At 61.6% G+C, this 23,193-nt stretch carries 22 protein-coding genes; 6 read left to right on the forward strand and 16 right to left on the reverse strand.

The window, feature by feature from the left end; genetic code table 11:
- Window positions 1-72: 72 nt before the first annotated feature.
- The 6 genes from A7317_RS18020 to tusD all read right to left on the reverse strand — a co-directional run bounded on the left by A7317_RS18020 (window position 73) and on the right by tusD (window position 3,509).
- Window positions 73-1,068 (reverse strand): glutathione S-transferase family protein, encoded by a 996-nt coding sequence (locus A7317_RS18020; protein WP_024076155.1) that lies wholly within the window; start codon window positions 1,066-1,068, stop codon window positions 73-75.
- A gap of 88 nt (window positions 1,069-1,156) precedes the next feature.
- The gene (locus tag A7317_RS18025; RefSeq protein ID WP_024076154.1) at window positions 1,157-2,158 is read right to left on the reverse strand and encodes a glycosyl transferase family protein; all 1,002 of its coding nucleotides are present in this window, start codon (window positions 2,156-2,158) and stop codon (window positions 1,157-1,159) included.
- Window positions 2,155-2,490 (reverse strand): TusE/DsrC/DsvC family sulfur relay protein, encoded by a 336-nt coding sequence (locus tag A7317_RS18030; RefSeq protein WP_024076153.1) that lies wholly within the window; start codon window positions 2,488-2,490, stop codon window positions 2,155-2,157. The genes A7317_RS18025 and A7317_RS18030 overlap by 4 nt, the downstream gene beginning before the upstream one ends.
- Window positions 2,487-2,765, reverse strand: coding sequence for a sulfurtransferase complex subunit TusB (tusB, locus tag A7317_RS18035; protein ID WP_024076152.1), 279 nt, complete (start codon window positions 2,763-2,765; stop codon window positions 2,487-2,489). The genes A7317_RS18030 and tusB overlap by 4 nt, the downstream gene beginning before the upstream one ends.
- The gene (tusC, locus tag A7317_RS18040) at window positions 2,765-3,115 is read right to left on the reverse strand and encodes a sulfurtransferase complex subunit TusC (protein WP_024076151.1); all 351 of its coding nucleotides are present in this window, start codon (window positions 3,113-3,115) and stop codon (window positions 2,765-2,767) included. Before tusC ends, tusB begins: the two co-directional genes overlap by 1 nt.
- Before the next feature lies 1 nt (window position 3,116).
- Window positions 3,117-3,509, reverse strand: a complete 393-nt coding sequence (gene tusD / locus A7317_RS18045; RefSeq protein ID WP_041160966.1) for a sulfurtransferase complex subunit TusD — start codon at window positions 3,507-3,509, stop codon at window positions 3,117-3,119.
- A gap of 157 nt (window positions 3,510-3,666) precedes the next feature.
- Here tusD and A7317_RS18050 point away from each other — a divergent pair, with 157 nt between their 5' ends.
- Entirely contained in the window at window positions 3,667-4,842 is a 1,176-nt protein-coding gene (locus A7317_RS18050; protein ID WP_024076149.1) for a CaiB/BaiF CoA transferase family protein, read from the forward strand.
- A 115-nt stretch (window positions 4,843-4,957) separates the two neighbouring features.
- Here the strand turns inward: A7317_RS18050 and A7317_RS18055 are convergent, their stop codons facing one another.
- Together A7317_RS18055 and A7317_RS18060 are read right to left on the reverse strand one after the other, a co-directional pair.
- Complete coding sequence (locus A7317_RS18055; protein WP_041161247.1) at window positions 4,958-5,452, reverse strand: SprT family zinc-dependent metalloprotease; 495 nt, start codon at window positions 5,450-5,452, stop codon at window positions 4,958-4,960.
- Between the two features lie 127 nt (window positions 5,453-5,579).
- Entirely contained in the window at window positions 5,580-6,182 is a 603-nt protein-coding gene (locus tag A7317_RS18060; protein WP_024076147.1) for a Yip1 family protein, read from the reverse strand.
- A gap of 301 nt (window positions 6,183-6,483) precedes the next feature.
- Here A7317_RS18060 and ttcA point away from each other — a divergent pair, with 301 nt between their 5' ends.
- Window positions 6,484-7,308 carry a tRNA 2-thiocytidine(32) synthetase TtcA gene (gene ttcA / locus A7317_RS18065; protein ID WP_024076146.1) on the forward strand — a complete coding sequence of 275 codons (825 nt, stop codon included), beginning with the start codon at window positions 6,484-6,486 and terminating at the stop codon, window positions 7,306-7,308.
- A gap of 67 nt (window positions 7,309-7,375) precedes the next feature.
- On the forward strand, window positions 7,376-8,047 hold the full coding sequence (locus A7317_RS18070; RefSeq protein ID WP_069076505.1) for a DNA-3-methyladenine glycosylase I: 672 nt from the start codon (window positions 7,376-7,378) through the stop codon (window positions 8,045-8,047).
- Between the two features lie 528 nt (window positions 8,048-8,575).
- On the opposite strand, the gene aceA is transcribed toward A7317_RS18070, so the two are convergent.
- From aceA to A7317_RS18100, 6 genes are all read right to left on the reverse strand, one after another.
- Window positions 8,576-9,901, reverse strand: coding sequence for an isocitrate lyase (aceA, locus tag A7317_RS18075; RefSeq protein ID WP_024076175.1), 1,326 nt, complete (start codon window positions 9,899-9,901; stop codon window positions 8,576-8,578).
- Between the two features lie 494 nt (window positions 9,902-10,395).
- Complete coding sequence (locus A7317_RS18080) at window positions 10,396-11,133, reverse strand: secretin N-terminal domain-containing protein (protein WP_069076506.1); 738 nt, start codon at window positions 11,131-11,133, stop codon at window positions 10,396-10,398.
- A gap of 513 nt (window positions 11,134-11,646) precedes the next feature.
- A complete protein-coding gene (locus tag A7317_RS18085) occupies window positions 11,647-12,912 on the reverse strand; it encodes an efflux RND transporter periplasmic adaptor subunit (protein WP_024076200.1) in 1,266 nt (421 codons plus the stop codon).
- Window positions 12,902-14,380, reverse strand: coding sequence for a TolC family protein (locus A7317_RS18090; protein WP_069076507.1), 1,479 nt, complete (start codon window positions 14,378-14,380; stop codon window positions 12,902-12,904). Before A7317_RS18090 ends, A7317_RS18085 begins: the two co-directional genes overlap by 11 nt.
- Window positions 14,373-15,572: an ABC transporter permease gene (locus A7317_RS18095; protein WP_069076508.1), complete on the reverse strand. Its 1,200-nt coding sequence runs from the start codon at window positions 15,570-15,572 to the stop codon at window positions 14,373-14,375. The genes A7317_RS18090 and A7317_RS18095 overlap by 8 nt, the downstream gene beginning before the upstream one ends.
- Window positions 15,569-16,276 (reverse strand): ABC transporter ATP-binding protein, encoded by a 708-nt coding sequence (locus A7317_RS18100; RefSeq protein ID WP_069076509.1) that lies wholly within the window; start codon window positions 16,274-16,276, stop codon window positions 15,569-15,571. Before A7317_RS18100 ends, A7317_RS18095 begins: the two co-directional genes overlap by 4 nt.
- 356 nt (window positions 16,277-16,632) lie before the next feature.
- Between A7317_RS18100 and A7317_RS18105 the strand changes: the two genes are divergently transcribed.
- Entirely contained in the window at window positions 16,633-17,385 is a 753-nt protein-coding gene (locus A7317_RS18105) for a TetR/AcrR family transcriptional regulator (protein WP_069076510.1), read from the forward strand.
- Between the two features lie 281 nt (window positions 17,386-17,666).
- On the opposite strand, the gene A7317_RS18110 is transcribed toward A7317_RS18105, so the two are convergent.
- Together A7317_RS18110 and A7317_RS18115 are read right to left on the reverse strand one after the other, a co-directional pair.
- Window positions 17,667-18,728 (reverse strand): FUSC family protein, encoded by a 1,062-nt coding sequence (locus tag A7317_RS18110; RefSeq protein ID WP_024076195.1) that lies wholly within the window; start codon window positions 18,726-18,728, stop codon window positions 17,667-17,669.
- Between the two features lie 314 nt (window positions 18,729-19,042).
- On the reverse strand, window positions 19,043-20,659 hold the full coding sequence (locus A7317_RS18115; protein ID WP_069076511.1) for an NADP-dependent glyceraldehyde-3-phosphate dehydrogenase: 1,617 nt from the start codon (window positions 20,657-20,659) through the stop codon (window positions 19,043-19,045).
- A gap of 138 nt (window positions 20,660-20,797) precedes the next feature.
- Here A7317_RS18115 and A7317_RS18120 point away from each other — a divergent pair, with 138 nt between their 5' ends.
- Entirely contained in the window at window positions 20,798-21,661 is an 864-nt protein-coding gene (locus tag A7317_RS18120; protein ID WP_024076193.1) for a Dyp-type peroxidase, read from the forward strand.
- Window positions 21,662-21,788: 127 nt separating this feature from the next.
- Window positions 21,789-23,153 carry an MFS transporter gene (locus A7317_RS18125; RefSeq protein ID WP_024076192.1) on the forward strand — a complete coding sequence of 455 codons (1,365 nt, stop codon included), beginning with the start codon at window positions 21,789-21,791 and terminating at the stop codon, window positions 23,151-23,153.
- The last annotated feature ends 40 nt before the right edge of the window (window positions 23,154-23,193 follow it).

Raw genomic sequence — 23,193 nt, forward strand, 5'->3', positions numbered from 1 at the left:
TTTTGGAATGCATTCCAATGTGGGAGGGGGCTTGCCCCCGATAAGGCCATTTGATCCAACCAGTCCTCTGGATCAGCTCCAGACACCCTTACCGCTCAGCCGTCCACGATCATGCTTGGCATCGAACGCCTGCAACGGCCCCTTCGGCACAATCCCGGTCGGATTGATCGTCCGGTGGCTGGCGTAGTAATGCCCCTTGATGTGCTCGAAATCCACCGTCTCGGCCACGCCCGGCCACTGATACAGCTCCCTCAACCAATTCGAAAGGTTCGAATAATCGGCAATCCGCCGTAGGTTGCATTTGAAGTGGCTGTAGTACACCGCATCAAAACGAATCAGCGTGGTAAACAGCCGCACATCCGCTTCGGTCAGGTATTCGCCTGCCAGGTAGCGATGGTCGCCCAGGTGCTGTTCCAGGTAGTCCAGTTCGGCAAACACATCATCAAACGCGCTTTCGTACGCTGGCTGCGAAGTGGCGAAGCCTGCGCGATACACACCGTTGTTGACGGCGGGGTAGATGCGCTCGTTCAGCGTGTCGATGCTTGGGCGCAGCGTCTCGGGGTAGAAGTCCAGGGTATTGCCGGTCAGTGCATTGAACGCACTGTTAAACATGCGAATGATCTCTGCCGATTCGTTGCTGACGATGCGATTCAACTGCTTATCCCACAGCACCGGCACGGTAACGCGCCCGGTGTAGTCGGCGGTGTCGGCGGTATAGCGTTGGTGCATGAAGTCGAAGCCATCCAGCGTATCGCCACTGGAGCCGAGGGCCTTGTCGAAGGTCCAGCCGTTTTCCAGCATCAGCCAGCTGACCACGGAGACGTCGATCAGGCTTTCCAGGCCCTTGAGCTTGCGCAGGATCAGGGTACGGTGCGCCCAGGGGCAGGCCAGGGAAACATACAGGTGATAGCGACCGGCCTCGGCCTTGAAGCCACCCTCACCACTTGGCCCGGGCTGGCCATCGGCGGTCACCCAGCTGCGGCGTTGCGCCTGTTCCCGTTGGAAGGCGCCATCGGCGCTACTTTCGTACCACTGGTCATGCCAGTGTCCTTTGATCAGCAAACCCATGATGGGCTCCTTGGCTAATAAACGTTGGAGCCCAGTCTAGAGGGATGAGTTCGAACTAAAAGCGCAAAGACCGGAAGTTAATGATCGATTAAATCGATTTGTCCCGCGCGTCCCAGTATTGCTGGGCCAATTCGAACGCCTGTTCCCGTGGGTGGCCGAGGCCGCGCAGCGCCAACGCCATGGTGGCGATCAGGGCCAGTTGCGGGTAGCTGTCCTCGACGTCGCCGCGCCACAGTGCCTTCAAGTGCTCCGGCTCAAGCGTGGCCGGCTTGACATGGCGCTGGGCGGAGAGGGCGGGCCATTCTTCGTCCCAACTGGCCCCGCCCGTGGTGCCGTACAGGTGGCTGAGCGTGTCGGGGTTGATCTCGATCTCGCCACCGTCGCCCTTGACCACAATCACATTGTCGCCAAGCAGGCCGCTGGCATCGCGATGAACACCCTGGTAGCCCGGGTGGAAAATGCTTTGCAGGCCGCACCGGGCATTCAGTGGGTTGAGCAGGCGCGCCAGGGAGTGGATCGGTGAACGCAGGCCCAGGGTATTGCGCAAGTCGATCATGCGTTGCAGTTGCGGTGCCCAATCGCCGAGCGGGATAAACGCCAGGTTGCCGTGTTCATAGGCCGCCTCCACCTGCTGCCAGTTGCGGCACAGCGGGATCTGCAAGCCTTCCAGCAATTGCTCGGTGTACAACCGGCCGGCGGTGTGTGCGCCGCCGCCGTGCATCAGGATGCGCACGCCATGTTGCGCCAGGCATTTGGCCGCCAGCAGGAACCAGGGCAGGTGGCGTTTCTTGCCGGCATAGGTTGGCCAGTCGACATCTACGTTCAGTGCCGGTGCGTGCAGGCGTTCGCGCACGGCTTCGGTGAAGCCAGCGAGCTCTTCAGGGCTTTCTTCCTTATGCCGCAACAGCATCAGGAAGGCGCCGAGCTGGGTGTCCTCGACCTTTTCATCGAGCAGCATGCCCATGGCTTCGCGCGCTTCTTCGCGGGTCAGGTTGCGCGCGCCGCGTTTGCCTTTGCCCAGGATGCGTACGAATTGCGCAAAGGGGTGCTCGGCAGGGGTTTCGAGGGTCAGCGGGGCAAAGTCGGTCATAAGCAATTCGTCGGCCTTGGCAGGCCCGCCAGCTTGGCGGCGAGTTTGGCGGGAGTGCCGTTGAACAGTTTGTTGAGGTGCAGGCTGTTGCCCTTTTCCGGGCCCAGCTTCAAGGCGGTGTACTTGATCAGGGGGCGCGTGGCGGGGGACAGCTGGAATTCGGCATAGAACTGGCGCAGTAACTCGAGGATTTCCCAGTGGTCCGCGGTCAACTCCAGAGGCTCGGCGGCGGCCAGGGCGTTGGCCACGTCGACGGACCATGCATTCAGGTCGACGAGGTAACCGTCCTTGTCCAGTTCAAGGGTACGAGCGCCTACGGTCAGGGTGTTCATAACCAGCTGTTGACCTTGTCGTAGTCAATCGACAACTGCACGAAACCCGGGTAGTCCACGCTATCGGCCCAGTCTGGCAGCGGTAGATTACGCGCCAGCATGTCCTCGGCCAGCACAAAGACCTTCACCCCCCTGGTCAGCAGGGCAGGGGCGTGCAGCCCGTAGGCGCCATCGCCGCAGAGCAGGATGGCGTCCTCGCTGCCGCAGATACGCAGGCAGCTCTCGAGGCGGCTATCGGTAAACGGGGAGTGGGATATCACATGTAAAGTCGACATCAGAGGGTGATCACCTGGTCGTAACGGTCAATCAGCTGGGTGATGGCTGCGCTGTCCAGCGGCTGGGCAAGGGTCGAGTGCACAAGCCCGCGGGCGGCGAGGCTGTGGCTGCAGGCGAACACGTCGTCGATGCCAAACAGTCCCAGCGCCTGCAGGTTGGCGCTGAGGTCTTTTTGCTGCACGGCCTTGGCGTCCTGGTGCGGGGCCAGTTGGAACACGCCGTCATCGAGCAATAGCAGGCCGATGGGCAGGTCGAACGCGCCGCCGGCCAGCACGATGTCCAGGGCCTCCCGCGCACTCGGCCCGGACCAAGGCGCCTGGCGGCTGATCACCAGCAAGGATTTGGCCATGTCACGGTCCTCCAAAACAGATCAGGCGGTCGGCCGCCTGGGCGGCGTCATGCAATTGGCCCAGGCCGGACAATGCCCATGGCGCTTCCAGGTTGACCGCGCTGCGTTGATAGCGCGTGGCTTCTTCGTGATTGAGCACGCCACGGCGCAACGCCGCGGCGATGCAGACGACGCCGTCGAGCTGGTGCGCGCTGACCAGCTCACGCCATTGGCGGGCAATATCCTGCTCGTCCTGGGGCGTGACGATGGCATTGGAAGCGCTGTACACGCCATCCTGGTAAAAAAACAGGCGCACAATCTCATGCCCACCGGCCAATGCGGCCTTGGCGAACAACAAGGCGCGGCGCGAGGAGGGCGCGTGGGCGGCGGAAAACAGTGCAATCGCGAACTTCATGGAACACTCTGCAAGCAAACGTGGGCCAATGATAAAGCCGCCGACGCGAAAAAGCCCGCCATGATCAAAACGGTCACTGTCGCTGATCGTTCTGACGATTGCCGGTCGGCGCAAGGCTGCCTAGTCTGTGGGCATTCGAAACCCAGCAGGAGTCTCCATGTCAGGTCCCTTGGCGTCCCTCAAAGTCCTGGATTTTTCCACCTTGCTACCCGGCCCGTTTGCCTCGTTGATGCTCGCCGACATGGGCGCCGACGTACTGCGCATCGAGTCGCCCACGCGCATGGACCTGTTACGGGTATTGCCGCCCCATGACCAGGGGACGTCGGCAAGCCATGCCTACCTCAACCGCAATAAGCGCAGCCTTGCCTTGGACCTCAAGCAGGCAGAGGCGCTGGAGATTGTGCGCGAGCTGGTCAAGGGCTACGACATTGTGCTTGAGCAATTTCGTCCCGGGGTGATGGAACGCCTGGGCTTGGGTTATGACGCATTGAAGGCGATCAATCCGCGGCTGATTTATGTGTCGATTACCGGCTACGGCCAGACCGGCCCCTATAAGGACCGCGCCGGGCACGATATCAATTACCTGGCACTGGCCGGCGTGGCCAGTTACACCGGGCGTCGGGACAGCGGGCCATTGCCGTTGGGCATACAGTTGGCGGATGTCGGCGGCGGGTCGTTGCATGCGGTGGTGGGCCTGCTCGCTGCTGTGATCGCTCGACAGCAAAGCGGCGTGGGCCAGTATCTGGACGTGAGCATGACCGATTGTTCGTTCAGCCTGAATGCCATGGCAGGCGCTGGCTACCTGGCCTGCGGGGTGGAGCCGGAATGGGAAAGCCATGTGCTTAATGGCGGTAGTTTCTACGATTACTACCGGTCGCGGGATGGGCGCTGGATGTCAGTGGGCAGCCTGGAGCCGGCTTTTATGCAGCGGTTGTGTGAAGCGTTGGGGCGCCCGGAGTTGGCTGCGCAGGGTTTGAAGCCAGAGCAGCAGCCGGCGCTTAAGCAGGCCTTGCAGGTGGAGTTCGAGAAGCGCAGTTTCGAGGAGTTGTGCGAGCTGTTTGCCGGGGTGGATGCCTGCGTTGAACCGGTGCTGACGCTCAGCGAAGCCGTGGCCCATCCGCAGTTAAAGGCGCGGGCGCTGGTCAGCCAGGTGCCCAGGGGGGATGGCTCGAGCCAGGCCCAGATTGCCTGCCCGTTGAGGTTTTCGGAAGGGTTGCCCGCGCCCCGGCACATTGGCGCCGCCGTGGGCGCGCACAGTGATGAAGTGTTGGCGGAGCTGGGTTTCAGTGCCCAGCGCATAGCCGATTTGCGGCGGAGCAAGGTTGTGGGGTGACTTCACCGGCGCTATCGGTGGGCAAGCCCCCTCCCACATTTGACCGCGCTGTCATGTCGATCAACTGTGGGCGTCGGTTTTGCCCGCGATGAGGCCCTGGCAGGCACCGCAACCTTCACTCGACGCGGGTTTCCCCGGTAAACACCAAGGTCTGTCGGCAGCGCCGGCACAGGTAACGCCGCCCCTGCCGCACCAGCCCATGGCGCTGCGGCGAAAATGGGAAGTCGCTGTCGGCACACGGGCAACGATAGATGTAACGGGTCACCTGGCGGCGCTTGATTGCATAGGTGTGGCAGCGGTCCGGCGGTAGTTCATAGACGCCGCGCATGATCAACTGCCATTCCTCGCCATGGGGCTGGATGCGTTCACCAAACAATTGGTGGGCGATCAGGTGCGCGACTTCATGCGCCACGGTTTGCTTCAGGAAGTGTTGGCTGTTTTCTCGGTACAACTGTGGGTTGAAGCGCAGCAGGTTCTCATGCAAATGCGCGACACCGGCTTTCTGGCCCCGCAGCTTGAGGCTGACCTGGGGGCGTTTGAAGCTTCGTTTGAAAAAGGATTCGGCTAGCAGGAAACAATCTTCGACGCGGGTATTGAGTTGCTCGGGCATGCTGTACATATCTCCAGAGGTGCCCAGTATGCCGCAAAGCTGGGTGTTTCCGAATCTGTCAGGCGCCGAATGGTCATGCATGACGCACAAAGCCACCTTGCGGTGGCCTTGCCTGCGGTGTGAATACTCAGTTGGTGTAGATCGGGCCCACGCCCAGGCCCCAGACAATCACGGTAAACGCCATGATCGCGACCAGCACCACCAGGCCCACGGCCAGTACCGAGCTGGAAAACAGGAAGCCTTCATCGGGGTCGATGTTCATAAAAGTCGGCAGCCCTACGTACAGCAGGTACACCGTGTAGCAAATGGCTGCCGTTCCGACCACCATGCCGAGCCACATATGCGGATAGAGCGCCGCGAGCCCGCCGATAAACAGCGGTGTCGCCGTGTAGGTGGCAAAGGCGACACAACGCGCCATGCTGGGGCTGGCGTCGTAGGTGCGCGCCATCCAGTGAATGAAGGCGCCCATGACCGCTACGCCGCCGAGCATGGCCAGGTACGACATGATGGTCATCCACAGCGCGCTTTCCTGGGTCAGCATGACCGGGGAGCGGTTGCCGATGACCCAGCCCACCTGGGTAGTACCGATAAAGGCAGACACGGCGGGGATCGCCGCGAGAATCAAGGTATGAGTGAGGTACATGTGGCCGATGCTTTCTTCTTTATCGCCACGAATTTCCCGCCATTCCTGGTCGGGATGGGTAAAAAGCCCCACGACGTGATGGATCATGCCAGTCACTCCTGTCGTTATTACCATCGCCCCCCATTGGAGCGCCCACGGGCCAGATGGCCTGAAAGGTCTGGATATGTGTGCGACCTCAAGTCGCAGTATAGGAAGTGATGACCGGAAAAACCGTAGGGCTTTAGAGCAAATTGCGCTGTAAACAGTGGGGTTAATCGCGGCGCGGTCTGTAGTCGGCCATGCAGCCAAGTGTGGGAGAGGGCTTGCTCCCTCCTACATTGGAACTTGGCCAACCTTATCGGTAAAATACCCGGCTTTTCGTCACATACCTCCAGCGGATCCAAGCGCCATGGGCACTCTTACGGTCAACCAGAACAAACTGCAAAAACGCCTGCGTCGCCTGGCCGGTGAAGCGGTCGCCGATTTCAACATGATCGAGGACGGCGACAAGGTCATGGTCTGCCTCTCCGGCGGCAAAGACAGCTACACCATGCTCGACGTGCTGCTGCACCTGCAAAAGGTCGCGCCGATCAAGTTCGAGATCGTCGCCGTCAATATGGACCAGAAGCAACCGGGCTTCCCCGAGCACGTACTGCCGGCGTACTTGAAAGAGCTGGGCATCGATTACCACATCGTCGAGAAAGACACTTACTCGGTAGTCAAGGAACTCATCCCCGAAGGCAAGACCACCTGCTCGCTGTGCTCGCGCCTGCGCCGTGGCACGCTTTATACCTTTGCCGACGAAATCGGCGCGACCAAGATGGCCCTGGGTCATCACCGCGATGACATCGTCGAAACCTTCTTCCTCAATATGTTCTTCAACGGCTCCCTCAAGGCCATGCCGCCCAAGCTGCGCGCCGATGATGGGCGCAACGTGGTGATCCGCCCGCTGGCCTATTGCAACGAGAAGGACATCCAGGCCTATTCGGATTTCAAGCAATTCCCGATCATCCCGTGCAACTTGTGCGGCTCCCAGGAAAACCTCCAGCGCCAGGTGGTCAAGGAGATGCTTCAGGAGTGGGAGCGCAAGACGCCGGGCCGCACCGAGAGTATCTTCCGCAGCCTGCAGAACGTGATCCCGTCACAGTTGGCCGATCGCAACCTGTTTGACTTCACCAGCCTGCGTATCGACGAGACCGCCGCTTCGCGCTTCGTCAACGTAGTGAACCTCTGACGCTTTTCAAGGCTCTGAACGACGGCGCTCACGGGCGCCGTTTTCATTTCAATTTCCAGGAGAGGGCATGCGCGATTACAAGTGGCTGCACGAATACTGTCTGAACCGCTTCGGTTCGGCGGCCGAGTTGGAGGCGCACCTGCCAGTGCCCAAGACCCCGGCGCAATTGCGCAGGATCAGTGATGATCGCTACCTGTCGACCCTGGCGCTTCGTGTATTCCGTGCCGGGCTCAAGCACAGTGTGGTGGACGCCAAATGGCCGGCGTTCGAGCAGCTATTCTTCGGTTTTGACCCGGAAAAAGTCGTGCTGATGGGCGCTGAGCACCTCGAGCGCCTGATGCAGGACACCCGTATCATCCGCCACCTGGGCAAGCTCAAGAGTGTGCCGCGCAATGCGCAGATGATCCTGGATATCGAGCAGGAGAAAGGCAGCTTCGGTGCGTTTATCGCCGATTGGCCGGTGACCGATATCGTCGGCTTGTGGAAGTACCTGAGCAAGCACGGCCATCAGTTGGGTGGGCTGTCGGCACCGCGCTTCCTGCGCATGGTGGGCAAGGACACGTTTGTGCCGAGTGATGACGTGGTCGCCGCATTGAATGCGCAGAAGATTGTCGACAAGGCGCCGACCAGCCTGCGCGACTTGGCGACGGTGCAGGGCGCGTTCAACCAGTGGCATGCCGAGAGTGGGCGGCCAATGTGCCAGTTGTCGATGATGTTGGCGTACACCGTCAACCATTGAGCCGGTTTTTTAATGTGGCGAGTCCGCTTGTTGTGGCGAGCGGGCTTGTGGTGGCGGGCTTGCCCTAATGCCGTTCAGTTAAGGCTTTTTTGTAGGAGCGAGCTTGCTCGCGAAGAACTCACAGGCGCCGCGTTCACTCAGGAAACACGCGTTATCGTTAACGTTTTTCGCGAGCAAGCTCGCTCCTACAGAAGGCGATGTACGCTTAACTGAACGGCATTAGGGCTTGCCCCGCATTGGGCTGCGAAGCGGCCCCAAAACCAGGCACCGCGGTGTGTCAGTTGAAAACACATCGCCTGTAATGGGGCTGCTTCGCAGCCCAGCGCGGGGCAAGCCCGCTCGCCACAGTTAGGGTGCTCCTTCTGGACTGACAGGCATCAGGGCAGGCCCTCCTCCCACATTTGGGGGCTCATTGACCTGGGGCGGATCGCTCAGGCAAAAAAACGCCCCGAACCAGTCGGGGCGTCAGATCGTGCGGCACTGCGGTTAGCTCTTTATCGGGTCCGCGATGGCCGTGTGCTCATGCACTCAGTGGAACTGTTCTTCTTCGGTCGAGCCGGTCAGTGCGGTCACGGACGAGGTGCCGCCCTGGATCACGGTGGTCATGTCGTCGAAGTAGCCGGTACCCACTTCCTGCTGGTGAGCCACGAAGGTGTAGCCCTTGGCGGCGTCAGCGAACTCTTGCTCTTGCAGCTTCACGTAGGCGGTCATGTCGTTGCGGGCGTAGTCGTGCGCCAGGTTGAACATGCTGTGCCACATGTTGTGAATGCCGGCCAGGGTGATGAACTGGTGCTTGTAGCCCATGGCGGACAGTTCGCGCTGGAACTTGGCGATGGTCGCGTCGTCCAGGTTTTTCTTCCAGTTGAAGGAAGGCGAGCAGTTGTAGGACAGCAGTTGGTCCGGGTATTCCTTTTTGATCGCTTCAGCAAAGCGACGGGCTTCAGCCAGGTCCGGCTTGGCGGTTTCGCACCAGATCAGGTCGGCGTACGGCGCGTAGGCCAGGCCACGGGCGATCGCCTGGTCAAGACCGGCGCGTACTTTGTAGAAACCTTCCTGGGTGCGTTCGCCAGTGACGAACGGTTGGTCGTACGGGTCGCAGTCCGATGTCAGCAGGTCGGCGGCGTTGGCGTCGGTACGGGCCAGGATGATGGTCGGTGTACCGGCAACGTCAGCCGCCAGGCGGGCAGCGGTCAGCTTCTGTACGGCTTCCTGGGTCGGCACCAGTACCTTGCCGCCCATGTGGCCGCATTTTTTCACCGAGGCCAGTTGGTCTTCGAAGTGCACGCCGGCGGCGCCAGCCTCGATCATGCTCTTCATCAGCTCATAGGCGTTCAGTACGCCGCCGAAACCGGCTTCGGCGTCAGCCACGATCGGTGCGAAGTAGTCGATGTAGCCTTCGTCGCCAGGACCTTTACCGGCTTTCCACTGGATCTGGTCGGCACGACGGAACGAGTTGTTGATGCGCTTGACCACGGTCGGTACGGAGTCCACCGGGTACAGCGATTGGTCGGGGTACATGGATTCAGCGGAGTTGTTGTCCGCTGCCACTTGCCAGCCGGACAGGTAGATCGCCTGGATACCGGCTTTTACCTGTTGGACTGCCTGGCCGCCAGTGAGGGCGCCCATGCAGTTGACGAAATCTTTGTCGGGACGGAAGGAAGGCTTGGCGCCCTGGGTCACCAGGTTCCACAGCTTCTCGGCGCCGAGTTTTGCAAAGGTGTGCTCAGGTTGAACCGAGCCACGCAGGCGGACGACGTCAGCAGCGGAATAAGCGCGGGTTACGCCTTTCCAGCGTGGGTTTTCAGCCCAGTCTTTTTCAAGGGCTGCAATTTGCTGTTCGCGTGTCAGTGCCATGGGGGAAAACCTCGTCGCATAGGTCTAGGTGGAAAATTCCATTTGCCAGCCACGTAGTGAATGCGTGGTTGTGGCTGCTCGCTGACCAGAAGCTTGGGTGTTCAAGTCAAGTTCGGCGGGGATGGCGACGGGATGAACGATGGCTCAAGGGGGGAGTTGAGCAGGTAAGGGCGAACTGCGAACGGTCTTCGGGCATCGTGGGCCTTTGTACGATCCATCAGTGTGTAGCCGGGTTACCTGGTTAGCTTCCGTCCCTCGGGACAACTTCGTTCCAGTCGCAACCTCGTCAAACACACCTTGTGGGCGGTACAGACACGAATCGGCTCGGGTGGGTAGCTTGGAGCGTCGATCCGAAGGCCCTTGCCAGGGCCCCTGATTAGCGGGAGCGAGGCCATCATGCACAGGCTTTTTTGGATCGTCAAATGTTTTGTAGTGCTTTTTTTATAGCACTACATCTTTAGTCTAATACGACTCGTCAGTCAGTTTTTGGTGCTTCAGTTCAGGGTGTCGACCTTAACCCGCAAAGTCAGGTCGTCACGGCCCTGAGTAGAGTAGCTGCGGGTTGTGGAGGATTTATCGGCCTGGGTCTCACGGTTGATGCCGGCCAGGGGGATCCATTCGCCCAGGCGGCCGCTGACGGTTGTGTCGGTACTTTGCACGTTCACTACATCGGCACGTTCCTGGCTCATGCGGTCACGGTTGGTACTGATCGCCAGGTGCACGGTGTCGCCGGTGACGCTGGCGGTGACGTAGAAGCCCTGAGTGACGTTGCGGTACTGGGTCTGGTTCTGCGGGCGGCCGTAGGCATCGGGCTGCGTGGTGGTCAGGGGGACGCTCTGGCCGACCTGGATCAACGCGGGTACGCCTTCGCTGGCCTGGATCTGCTGGATGCCGCCCTCGCGGCTGGCGGTGCCGTAGCTGATGATGCGCGTCTGGCTGTCGCCGCTGTTCTGCTGGTTGTTTTCATTGGTATCGACGGTGATCAGCAGGCGTTTGGCCGGCGTGTCCAGTTGGGCGAGCAGGGCGCGCAGGTCCTGGATCTTGCCGGGGGCGGCATTCACGATCAGTTGGTTGCCGTAGGCGCTGACGGTACCGTCCTTGCCGATGAAGTTCTGCGCCACGGGCAGCAGGTCGGCGCTGGTACGGTTGCTCAGGTTGACGACTTCGGTGTCGGCCAATGCCGTGCAACTGGCGGTCAGGAGGAGAGCGGTGAGTAGGGTGCGAAGGGACATGTCCGTTATCTCTGCGAGTCATTTAGGCTTGATAGTGCCAGTTTGTTGGCCTGGCAGGTCGCAAGTTTAGTGAGGGTCAAGCCTGCTGTAGTGGGCAAGTCTGTCGTGGCGAGCGGGTTTGCCCCGCGCCAGGACGCCGGGTTAGCCGTCCTGGGCCAGGGATGGCCCATGACGGCGGCCCACGGATTCAAGCCTGCGTTCGGGCATACCGAGCCTAAGCGAGGTACCGAGTGGTGGGGCAAGAGCCCTTTTGGTTACTTTTGGGGCTCTTTTCCAAAAGTGACCCGCTGTAAGAGCGGAACCCTAAGCAGCCGTTACCGCAGCAACGGATATGTACTCGGTCAAATCCAACCACATGGTCGGCCCAAAGGCCGCCACGGAAGCAAGCTCCCTCGCCACAGACCACTGAAAATTGTGTAGATACCCATGCCCCGATGAGGGAGTGTCAGTGAATGCATCTTCGGCTGACCCACTGCCATCGGAGACAAGCCCCCTCCCACAGGGGTTCTGCATTTATCTTGAGGTCTTCACAAAGCCGGGCTTGAGGCCGAACACCTCCACGCCCTGCGGCGTCGATTGCCCGGTGGTCACCTTCACCTGCTCTACCGGCTTATCCATCGCCTCTCGATACTCCACTGTCATGCCATCCTCGCCACGGGTGATTGCCGGCGCCGGCACGATGATCGCCTGGGCATTGTTGTAAGTGACGATGGTCAAGCGTGCGCTCATCCCCAGCCGCACCCGCTGCAACTGCTGCGGCGTCAGCTTGGGGATCGACAGGGTCACAGGAAATTGCGCGCTGCCCTGGCTGTCGCCGGCTATCGCCAGGCCGCTGACCACGCTGACCGAGCCGGTCAGTCGCTCGCCATCAAAACCATCGCCCATCACTTCCACGGCCTGGCCCTGGTGCAACTGGTTGATGTCCAGTTCGGAGACCTTGGCGACGATTTTCAGCCGCTCGATATTGGCCAGGCCGAACAGCACCTGGCCCTGGCTGACCCTGCTGCCGGCCTGCACCGGTGCATTGTTGCTGCCGCCTTGGGCCGAAGGGGTGCTGCTGCCGGGCGCGGGCACGACGATGCCGGAGAATGGCGCCTTGACCTCGCGACCTTCGAGCAACTTGTGCAGGGCGTCGTATTTCACCGTGGCGTTGGTCAGCTCCATATCGGCAATTTGCCGGTACTCGCCTTTGCCTTGCTCCAGCGCCTGCTGCAGTTCGCTGCGGGCCGAGGCGAGGTCCAGTTGTTGTTGCTGGGTCTGTTGCTTGAGGTCGTCCAGCTCATTGCGCGGGATGATGCCGCGCTGGAACAGGTTTTCGCTCTCGGTGAGTTTGCGCTGGGTATTGCCGGCGGTCATTTCTACGGTGCGCAGGCTGCGGCGCGCACGGCTGACGGTGGGGCTGCTGTCCCAGTCTTGCATTTCCTGCACGGTGCGCCGCGCCTTGAGCTGTGCGGAGAGGGCGTCGCGCAGTTGCACTTCGAGGGTGGCCGGGTCCATGCGCAACAGCACCTGGCCGGCCTCGACCCGCTGGCCTTGTTCCACCAGGTTGGCCTCCACATTGCCGTCAAAGGGCGCGGTGAGGGTGAGGGTGGTGTCGGGCTCGATCTTGCCCACCAGGCCGATCTGGTGCACCAGCGGGTCGGGTTTCACCGCCAGCCATTGTTCGCCCACCGGCGCCGTGTTGGCGGCCGGGCTGCGCAGGCTCAGCGCGGTGATCCCCGCAGCCGCCAGCAGCACGATCAAGACAGCACCCAGCAGGCGTTTTTTGTCAGTAGTCATTGAGGGCGATTTCCCAGCTTTCCAGCGTCATGCCCAGGGTCAGATCGAGTTGGGTCTGGGCGTTCAAATAAGCGATCAGTGCATTGAGCTGTGCATTTTCGGCGTTGCGCAGGTCCGTCTCGAAGCTCAGCACCTGGAAGTTGGTGGAGCGTCCGGCGCTGAGTTTTTCCCGCTCGATGTCGATCTTGCGCCGCGACAGATCCACGGCGCGCTGGGAGATTTCATATTGGCGCCAGCGCGTACCGAGGTCGCGCACCACATCGTTGACGTTGCGCTCCAGTTCCTGGCGCGCGTCGGTGATACGGATCTCCTGGTCCTCCACGTTCACCCGTGCACGCACTTCGGCCTGGCGCGTGCTGATATCACCGATGGGGATCTGCACCTGCACCCCGGCGTAGCTGTCCCAGGTGCGGTTGTTGGTGCTGCCGGCGTTGTTATTGTAGGCATCGCGGACCTGGTTCGCCCCGGCCACCAGGTCCACTTGCCAGCGCCCGGAGTCCTTGGCAATCACCAGGTTGAGGTCGGCCTGCTGGCTGCCGAGCAGGGCGGCAAGGTATTCCGGTTGCTGGGTCTGCGCCAGGGTGAACGCCTGGCGCTTGTCGATTTGCATGGGCCTGGCTTCCAGGGCTTCGGTGGCACGAATCGGCGTCGACAGGTCCAGGGCCAGCAGGCGCAGCAGGGCCAGGCGGCTGGTGTCCAGTTGGTTTTGCGCCTCTTCCACGCCCAGTTGCTGGGTGGCGATGTCGGCTTCGGTCTGCACGATTTCGAACTCGGCCATGCGCCCGGCACTGATCAATGCCTTGTTCACTTCCAGCAACGTGCCCGAGCGCTTGAGGGCATCCTGCACGATGCTCAGTTGTTCCTGGGCGCGCAGCAGCTCGCGGTAGGTGGCGATGATCTGGCTGATGGTCTGCGCCACGGTGGCCTTGAGGTTCAGGCGGTTGGCCTGCTCCGACAGGCGCGACAGGCGCAGCGGCGCGGTGGTGGCGTCCCAGCCGGCGCCGCGCATCAGCGGTTGGATGATCGCCAGGTCGAGGCCGTCGCTGCGGTAGCGGCCGGCGCGGTCGGCGTTGGTCAGTTGCTGGGTCCACGCCATGCTCAGCCGCGTGCCGTATTCGCTGAGCAGGCTGGTGGCCGGCGCCAGGTTGGCGTTGCGTGTGTTGTCTGTCGAGCCACGGGTACTGCGGTAATAACTGTTGAGGGTGAGCTTGGGGTTGAACACATCTTCGGCCACGCGCAGGTCGAACTTCTGCGCCACCCGCTGCAGGTAGGCGCTACGGATCGCCGGGTTATTGCGCAGGCCCAGGTACACGGCATCTCCCAGGGTCATGTTGGTGACCTGGGCGTTGAGCGAAACGCCACGCTCATAACCGCTGCGGGTGGTACTGGGCGCTGACGGTTTGATGACGACATCGGCGGCCACGCCGTGCAGGCTGACCCAGGCGAGCAACCAGAGCCATTTACTCATCGCGCAGGGCCTCCACCGGTTGCAACCGCGAGGCCGAGACCGCCGGGTAAATACCGAAGAACAGCCCCACCAGCAACGTGCTGCCCACGCCCAGGGGCAGGGCGGCGACAGCCAGGGCGAATTCCCAGCCCGACAACCAGGCGTATAGCCAGGCGGCGGTCATGCCCAGCACGGCGCCGCACAGTGCGCCGACGGCGGTGAGGGTCACGGCTTCGAGCAGGAACAGGTTGCGGATATCCCGCTGGCGCGCACCGAGGGCCATGCGAATGCCGATCTCGCGTCGGCGTTCCGAGACGTTCATCAGCATCACATTCATCACACCGACGCCGCCGCCCACCAGGGAGATCGCCCCCAAGGCCAGCAGCAGGTAGGCGAAGGTGCGGCTTTGCCGGGTCATGCCATCGATCATTTGCTGGGGCACCGTGATCTCGACGTCGTGGTCGCTCAGTTGGGTTCGCAGCGCGACGGCGGCGTCCCGCGCCACGCGTTCCATGTCCTCGCCGGGGGCGGCGCGGATGATCACATTGCTGATTTGCGGGTTGGCGTAGATGCGGCGCATGCCGTCCGCAGGCATGAACAGCGTCTCGTTGGCCTGCACCGGCATCAGCATCGCCCGGGGCTGGTTGGACAAAATGCCCACCACCTGAAACAGGTAGTCATTGATGCGCACCCGGTCGCCCAGCTTCAGTGGGTCACCCGGCGCGCCCAGGGCCTGGGCGAGCTGGTCGCCGATCACGCCGTAGGTTTCATTTGCGTCGAAGGGGGACAGGAAGCGTCCTTCGCGCAGCACCAGGCGCATGGTCGGCGGGATATCCGGGGTGATGCCGACGAAGTTCGCGTTGGTGGTGCGGCCATGGAACACCATGGGCCCGCTGAACGGGGTGATCGCGCCGATATGGGCGATCCCCGGCACGGCCCGGCGTACGGCATCGAGGTCGAGCTGGGTGCGCATCGGCACGTTGGCGGTGCCTTTGGGCGGGAACTGGGCGATCAGGGTGTCGGTGCCCATGTCCTTGAAGATCATTGCGGCGTCCACCGCCGCGTTGTGGCCGATATTGATCAGCGCCACCACTGACGAGCTGCCGATCACAATGCCCAGCAGTGCCAGGATCGAGCGCTTGCCCAGGGTGCGCAGGCTGACGAACGCTTCGTGCAGCAGTTGGCTGAGGCTCTGTTCGACCCGCAGGTTCATAGGCCGCCAGCCTCATGCACCACACCGTTGCGCACCAGGATCTTGCGCTCCAGGCGCTCGGCGATGTGCGCGTCGTGGGTGACGATGATCAGGGTGACCTGTTGCTCGCGATTGAGCGCCAGGAGCAGGTCCATGATCTCCTGGGCAGTGGTGCTGTCGAGGTTGCCGGTGGGTTCGTCGGCCAGGATCACCGAGGGGTTGCCGACCAGGGCCCGGGCAATCGCTACACGCTGGCGCTGGCCGCCGGACAGGTCGGCGGGGCGGTGATGAGCGCGGTCGGCCAGGCCAACCTGTTCAAGCATGCGCAGTGCCTGTTCTACCGATTCATGGCGTGATACGCCGCGATAGCTCAAGGGCAGCGCGACATTATCCAGGGCGCTGAGACGCGGCAGCAGGTTGAAGCTCTGGAACACGAAGCCGATCTGCTGGTTGCGGATCGCCGCCAGTTCATCGGGGCTGGCACTGAAAATATCGTGGCCGGCAAAGTGGTACTGGCCGCAGTTGGGCACGTCCAGCAGGCCGAGGATATTGAGCAGGGTACTTTTGCCAGAGCCCGAAGCACCGAGGATGCCGCAGCTATCGCCGCTGGCGATGGACAAGCACACATCATTGAGAATGGACAGTTGCTGCCCGGCGAGCTCATAACGCTTGCCGATGCCTTGCAGGGAGATCAAGCCTGGGTGCGCGTGGGTGTCTGTCATCATGACTACGCCTGCAGTCTCGACGGTGCCGACACGCCCCCGGAAAATCGTTGTAACAAGTTCGGGAGCCGCCTGGTACGCGTCACGGACTGGTTTAATTTCTTGTTTTTAAAATATTGTTTGAATAGTAACCGCGTTCAATCCGCTTCGCCAGCCATGGATGTAGAGCGGTTTTACGCTTTGAAACGATTTCCAATGCGGCGCCTCACGCCCACAAAAAAACCTTCGACGGCCTTCAATGCGCCACACTGCAAGGCTTTTCAATCATATGGCGCAGTGTCACTACTTGATTTCGAACGACGGCCCCGGTATAAAAAATCAAATAATTTTTTAAAACATATTTCCCACGTGGAACTTCTATGGTCGCGAAGAAAGTCAGCGCTCCAAACATTACCAAGACTCGATTGCTGGATGCGACAGAGGCTCTCTTCATAAAGTACGGATATGACGCGGTTTTGTTACGGCAGATTACCGAGCGTGCCCAGGTCAACCTGGCCGCCGTGAACTACCACTTCGGGGACAAGGACTCCCTGATGAAAACCCTGCTGATGCAGCGCCTGGAGCCGCTTAACGAGCAGCGCCTGGAGTTGCTGGCACGCTGTGAAGCCGAATCCGACGGGCCCCTTGATTGCGACACGCTGCTGGGCGTGCTGTTTGCCCCGGCCATGGGTCTGGAACGCAGCGACCCCGCGAGCGGGGAAGGGCGCTCGTTCATTCGCTTCCTCGGGCGGGTGTACAGCGACACGTCGCCGTTTATCCAGGAATACCTCAAGGTGCATTACCAGCCGGTGTTCCAGCGTTTCTTCGAAGCCTTCGCCCTGGCCTTGCCGGACTTGCCGCGCAACGAGTTGGGGGTGCGCCTGCAATTTGCCCTCAAGGCGATTTCCGGGGTGATGGCCGGTACCGAACTGCGCCTGTTGATGAACTCCATGAGCCTGGGCCGCCCGGCCACGGATGCCGAGGTGATGGCCAAGTTGATCACCCTGGTGTCGGCGGCGATTCGCGTGCCGCAGCAAAGCCCGGAGGCGGAAAACGCGTTGGCCAAGGTGCTGGATACCCAGCGGGCCATTCGCGAACAAGCGGCAGCCCCCGCCGCCAAGGCCTCACGCTGACCTCCCTGTAGGAGCGAGCTTGCTCGCGAAGAACGCACGATCACCGCGGTTAACCAGCCTGAGACCGCTGCGTTATCGTTTAATGCTTTTCGCGAGCAAGCTCGCTCCTACAGTGTTTTGCGCAGGCAAAAAAAAGCCCGCTGGGGCGGCGGGCTTGATGTGCAACGTTTGTAACGGATGAGGCTTCACCCTACGTCCCGGGATGTGAATAATTCGTGAAAAAAATGTAAGAGAAAGTATGAAAGTGTTGACGTGCTTAAACACGTCAAAAGGCCATCTGTTTATATCTTCCAGTGCCCCGCGCTTTTGGCCAAGCGTTGACGCAGTGCATCCACATTTGCCGCCAGTTGCACCGTCAACAATCGGTAGCCATCCAACGCGCTATAGACCGGCGCATCCAGTGTCGGCTTGTCGCCTCCGAGGTGGCCAGGCCGTTCCAGGCGCTCTGTCACCCCGGATTTCAACGCCCGCGCCATGCCCACCAGTTGCACCCGAATCTGCCGGTGCTCGGCCTTCAACATCACCTGCATGCGCGCCATCGCCTGCTCGTCGCGCGGGTCCGGCCGGGTATTGCCGAGAATCTCCAGGGTGCTGATACACATGCGCAGGTGGCGTTGGATGTGGTCCAGCTCGGTCATGGAAATTCGCACTTCCTTGGACACCGATGGCATCAGTGAGCGCAACTGCACGATGGCCGCGTTCAAACGGTTGAGCAGTTTAAGGTGCTCATCATCGGTGACCGACTGGCCGTTGATGATCCGGCTATAGATCGCGGCACAGTCGCGCAATGCGCTGGCCAGGTTGTAGCGCCACGAATACACGGCGTACAGCGGCAGGGCGAAGGAAAATGCCAGGGCCAGGACGATACCGATCAGGATATCGACGGTGCGCCACAGGCCATCCGACAGCGGGTTGTCACCATGCCCGGCGACGATGAACACCGTGATCGCCGACAGCAACGCGATGTAGCCGCCCTTGCCGATGGCGTGATAGGAAAAGAACCCGCACACCACCGACATCAACAGGTAGGTCAGCAAGGGTTGGCCGAAGTAAGCCTGTTGCACCACCAGCAGCAAACCGACGCTGGCGCCGATCAAGGTGCCGTAGGCGCGCTCCACGGCTTTCTTGCCGATATTGCCGTGATGCTGCAAGCCGCCGATCACGATCAGCATGGTCACCGACGCCCACTCACCGTGGGGCAGGTTGATGCCGGTGGTCAGCAGGATCGTCGCCAGCAAGCCGATGGACACGCGCACCGCGTGGATCAGCTTGGCATGACGATAACGGCGATACGGGTCGAGCAGGGGGCGCAGCAGGCGCCGGGCGAAGAGGGGTAGATTCATCGGGAGTAAAGGGGCCTCAGCTAGTCAGGGCGAATTCGGTTCAAGTGTGGGAGGGGGTAAGCTCTAATGCATTTCATCAGTTAAGGAAGAATGCTGTCACTGTGGCGAGCGGGCTTGTCCCGCGTTGGGCTGCGCAGCAGCCCCAAAACCAGCCCCTGCGCAATATCGGGTACACCGCATTTGTCCTTTATTGGGGGCGCTTCGCACCCCAACGCAGGACAAGCCCGCTCGCCACAGGTTACCGGTCGCCCGTTCTATCTCTTAACTGACCGGCATTAGGGCTTGCCCCCTCCCACATTTTCTGCGGTGCGTTTTTAGAAAATGTAGTCGGTGGTCAAGAAGCTCGAATCGCGGTTGCGCAGGATCTCGCTGAGCAACGCCTTGTTGCTGTCCTGGAACTTGGTTGCCACCAGGGTGCGGATCGAAAATACGCGCAACGCATCATGCACCGACAGCGTGCCCTCGGCCGAGTTCTTGCGGCCGTTGAAGGGGAAGGTGTCCGGCCCGCGTTGGCATTGGGCATTGATATTGATCCGGCCGACCTGGTTGGCGAAGGTGTCCACCAGGCGTCCGATTTGCACAGGGTCGGTGCCGAACAGGCTCAACTGTTGGCCGAAGTCCGATTCGAGCACGTAATCGACCACGGTTTCCAGGTCGCGGTAGGGCACGATCGGCACCACCGGGCCGAACTGTTCTTCGTGGTACACACGCATTTGCGGGTTCACCGGGTACAGCACCGCCGGGTAAAAGAACGACCCGCGACTGACGCCACCCTGGGCGTTCACCACCTGGGCGCCGTGCTGCGTCGCATCCGCCACCAGCGCCGTGAGGTAATCCACCTTGCCCACTTCCGGCAGCGGCGTCAGCGACACGCCGTCTTCCCACGGCATGCCGGGTTTGAGCGTGGCCAGTTTCTGGTTGAACTTCTCGATAAAGCGATCGACCACGTCTTCATGCACAAACAGGATCTTCAAGGCCGTGCAACGCTGGCCGTTGAACGACAGCGAGCCAGTGAGCGCCTCGCTGACCGCATTGTCCAGGTCCACCTGCGGCAGCACGATGCCGGGGTTTTTCGCGTCCAGGCCCAAGGCCGCACGCAGGCGGTGTGGCTTGGGATGCAGTTTTTTCAAATCACTGGCGGCCTTGTTGGTGCCGATAAACGCAAAGATATCGATCTTGCCGCTGGCCATCAGCGCGCTGACGGTTTCGCGGCCGCTGCCGTAGATCACATTGATCACCCCGGCCGGGAAACTGTCGCGGAACGCCTCCAGCAACGGACGGATCAGCAGCACACCCAGCTTGGCCGGCTTGAACACCACGGTATTGCCCATGATCAGCGCGGGGATCAGCGTGGTGAACGTCTCGTTCAAGGGGTAGTTGTAGGGGCCCATGCACAGCGCCACGCCCATCGGCACGCGGCGGATCTGGCCGAGCGTGTCCTGCTCCAGTTCGAAGCGGCTGCTACGGCGATCGAGTTCCTTGAGGGCATTGATGGTGTCGGTGATGTAGTCGCAAGTGCGGTCGAACTCTTTTTGCGAGTCCTTGAGGTTCTTGCCGATTTCCCACATCAGCAGCTTGACCACCGCATCACGTTGTTCGCGCATGCGCCGCAGAAACGCTTCGACATGCAGGATGCGTTGCGCCACACGCATTGTCGGCCATTCACCCTGGCCACGGTCATAGGCGCGCACGGCGGCGTCGAGGGCGGTGAGGGCGGTGTCGGCATCCAGCAGTGGTGTGCTGCCAATCTGCACACGCGTGTCGCCCAGTTGCACGGGGCTGAGGACCTGGGCCAACGGACCGTCCCAGACCCGCAACTGGCCGTCGACCAGGTAATCACGCTGTTCGATAGGCGCCGCCAGGCGAAATTGCTCGGGAATGTCGGCGGTGGAAACGGGAAACAGCTGGGCGAGCAGGTTATCGGTGGTCATGTTGCTACCCCTGGAATAGTTGCAAAACATGACTAGAGAGTCACCCAACAACGGTCTCCATGGCAAGGCTTGTGCGCTTTGCAGTACGCAGGGGCGCGCGTGGCGGGTAAACTGCGCGGCTTTCTTGAAGGAGTTCATATGAGTCAGTACCAGCCGGGCATTCTTGCCGCTCCGGTGCCCTTGCAGGCACGCCATCTGTTTTTTGCCGTGGATTCCCTGGACGCCGTGCCCGCTGCGCTGGATGCGTTGGTGCAGCGTGTGGATTCGGCGGCCGTGGTCGGGTTCGGTGAGCCGCTGGTAACCGCCCTGGGCGCACAGATCGACGGTTTGCGCCCATTCCCGGCTGTCAGCGGGCCAGGTGCGCACAACCCCTCCACCCAGCAGGCGCTGTGGGTGTGGTTGCATGGTGTGGATCGCGGTGAGCTGCTGTTGCGCAGTCGCGCCTTTGAAAAAGCCTTGGCCCCGGCTTTTCGACTGGTGCAGTCGACCGAAGGTTTTCGCTTCAAGACCGGCTTCGACCTGACCGACTACGAAGACGGCACCGAAAACCCCCACGACGATGCCGCCGTGGAAGCCGCGCTGACCGACAGCGGTGCCAGCTTCGCCGCGATCCAGCAATGGCAGCACGACCTCGATGGCTTCGCCGCCTTGCCCGCCGAGGAGCGCGACCACATCATCGGCCGCCGCCATGGCGACAACGAAGAACTCGACGACGCCCCCGAATCCGCCCATACCAAACGCACCGCCCAAGAGAGTTTCACCCCGGAAGCTTTCGTGGTACGCCGCTCGATGCCGTGGGCCGAAAATGGCCAGGCTGGCTTGATGTTTCTTGCCTTCGGCCATTCCTTCGACGCATTCGAAGCGCAACTGCGCCGCATGAGCGGGCTGGAAGACGGGATTGTCGATGGCTTGTATCGCATCAGCACGCCGTTGACCGGCGGCTACTACTGGTGCCCGCCGCTTCAGGCCGGGCGCCTGGACCTGGGTGCACTGACGGGCTAAGCGATCCACCCCACGGGCCTGCTGTTTCGAAGCGAACATGAAAACTCTGACAGACAGGCAATCGATCACTGAAAAATGTCGGCACAGCCCTTAGTCTAGAGGCCTTTGTCACCCGCCTGGATCGTTCATGTCTTCTGTTGCCGATGGGTTGCCCTTTAACAAACGCCTGCCGGCGGTCATCGCCATTTCCCTGGGGATCGGCATGGCGACCCTGGACACGGCCATCGTCAACACGGCGCTGCCGACCCTGGCCGAAGGGATCGGCACCGATTCCGCCTCGGTGATCTGGGTGGTCAATGCCTACCAGTTGGCGATTATCGCCACGGTATTGCCGTTCGCTTCGTTGAGCGATGTGCTGGGCCATCGCCGGGTGTACCTCGGCGGTTTGCTGCTGTTTATCCTGTCTTCGCTGTTTTGCGGATTGGCCGGGTCGCTGGTGACCCTGACGGCGGCGCGAGTGGTGCAGGGGTTGGGCGCGGCAGCCATCATGAGCGTGAATACGGCGCTGTTGCGGCATATCTACCCGTCGAAAATGCTGGGCCGTGGCCTGGGCTACAACTCGTTGGTGGTGGGGCTGGCCTTTACCCTGGGGCCGACCGCCGCGTCGGCGATCCTGTCGGTGGCGACCTGGCACTGGCTGTACCTGATCAATGTGCCGTTGGGGCTGTTGGCCCTGGTGTTGGGCCTGCGTTCATTGCCGACCCTGCCCATGACCGGGCATGCCTTCGACCGTCTGGCGGCCGTGCTGTGTGCCGGGTTATTTGCCTTGCTGGTCCTCGGCCTGGGCACGGCGGTGCACGGCGCCCAGGGCGCACTGACCCTGGGCCTGGTCGCGCTGGCGCTGGTCTGTGGCGCGTTGCTGTTGCGCCGGCAGGCCGGGCACCCGGCGCCGATGCTGGCCCTGGATTTGTTCAAGCGGCCGGTGTTTGCCTTGTCTTCCCTCACGGCGATCTGCGCGTTCAGCGCCCAGGGCCTGGCCTTTGTGTCGCTGCCCTTTCTGTTGCAGGCGGTGCTCGGGCATAGCCAAGTGGAAACGGGCTTTCTGATGACGCCCTGGCCAGCCGTCGTGGCGGTCATGGCGCTGGTGGCGGGGCGCCTGGCCGACCGTGTCTCCCTGGGGGCGCTGTGCGGCATCGGCCTGCTGATGCTCAGTGTCGGCATGGCCGCGCTGGCGACACTCGGCAGCGGCGCGTCGACGTTCGATATCGGCTGGCGCATGGCACTGTGCGGTGCCGGGTTTGGCTTTTTCCAGTCGCCCAACCTCAAGGCGCTGATGACCAGTGCGCCGTTGGCGCGCAGCGGTGGGGCCAGTGGCATCGTGGCGATTTCACGGTTACTGGGGCAGACGTTGGGCGCCTCGCTGGTGGCATTGTGTTTCCACCTGTTCCTGGGCAGTGGTCCGCAATATGCCTTGTGGCTGGGCTGCGTGTTCGCATTGGTGGGCGCCGTGGCCAGTGGCTTGCGCTTACTGCCCTATGGGGAAAAAGCGTGATTGGGCGTTGTAAAACCTGGCGTGGGAAGGCTACCTTGGC

The organism is Pseudomonas fluorescens, from assembly GCF_001708445.1.
GTDB lineage: Bacteria > Pseudomonadota > Gammaproteobacteria > Pseudomonadales > Pseudomonadaceae > Aquipseudomonas > Aquipseudomonas gorinensis.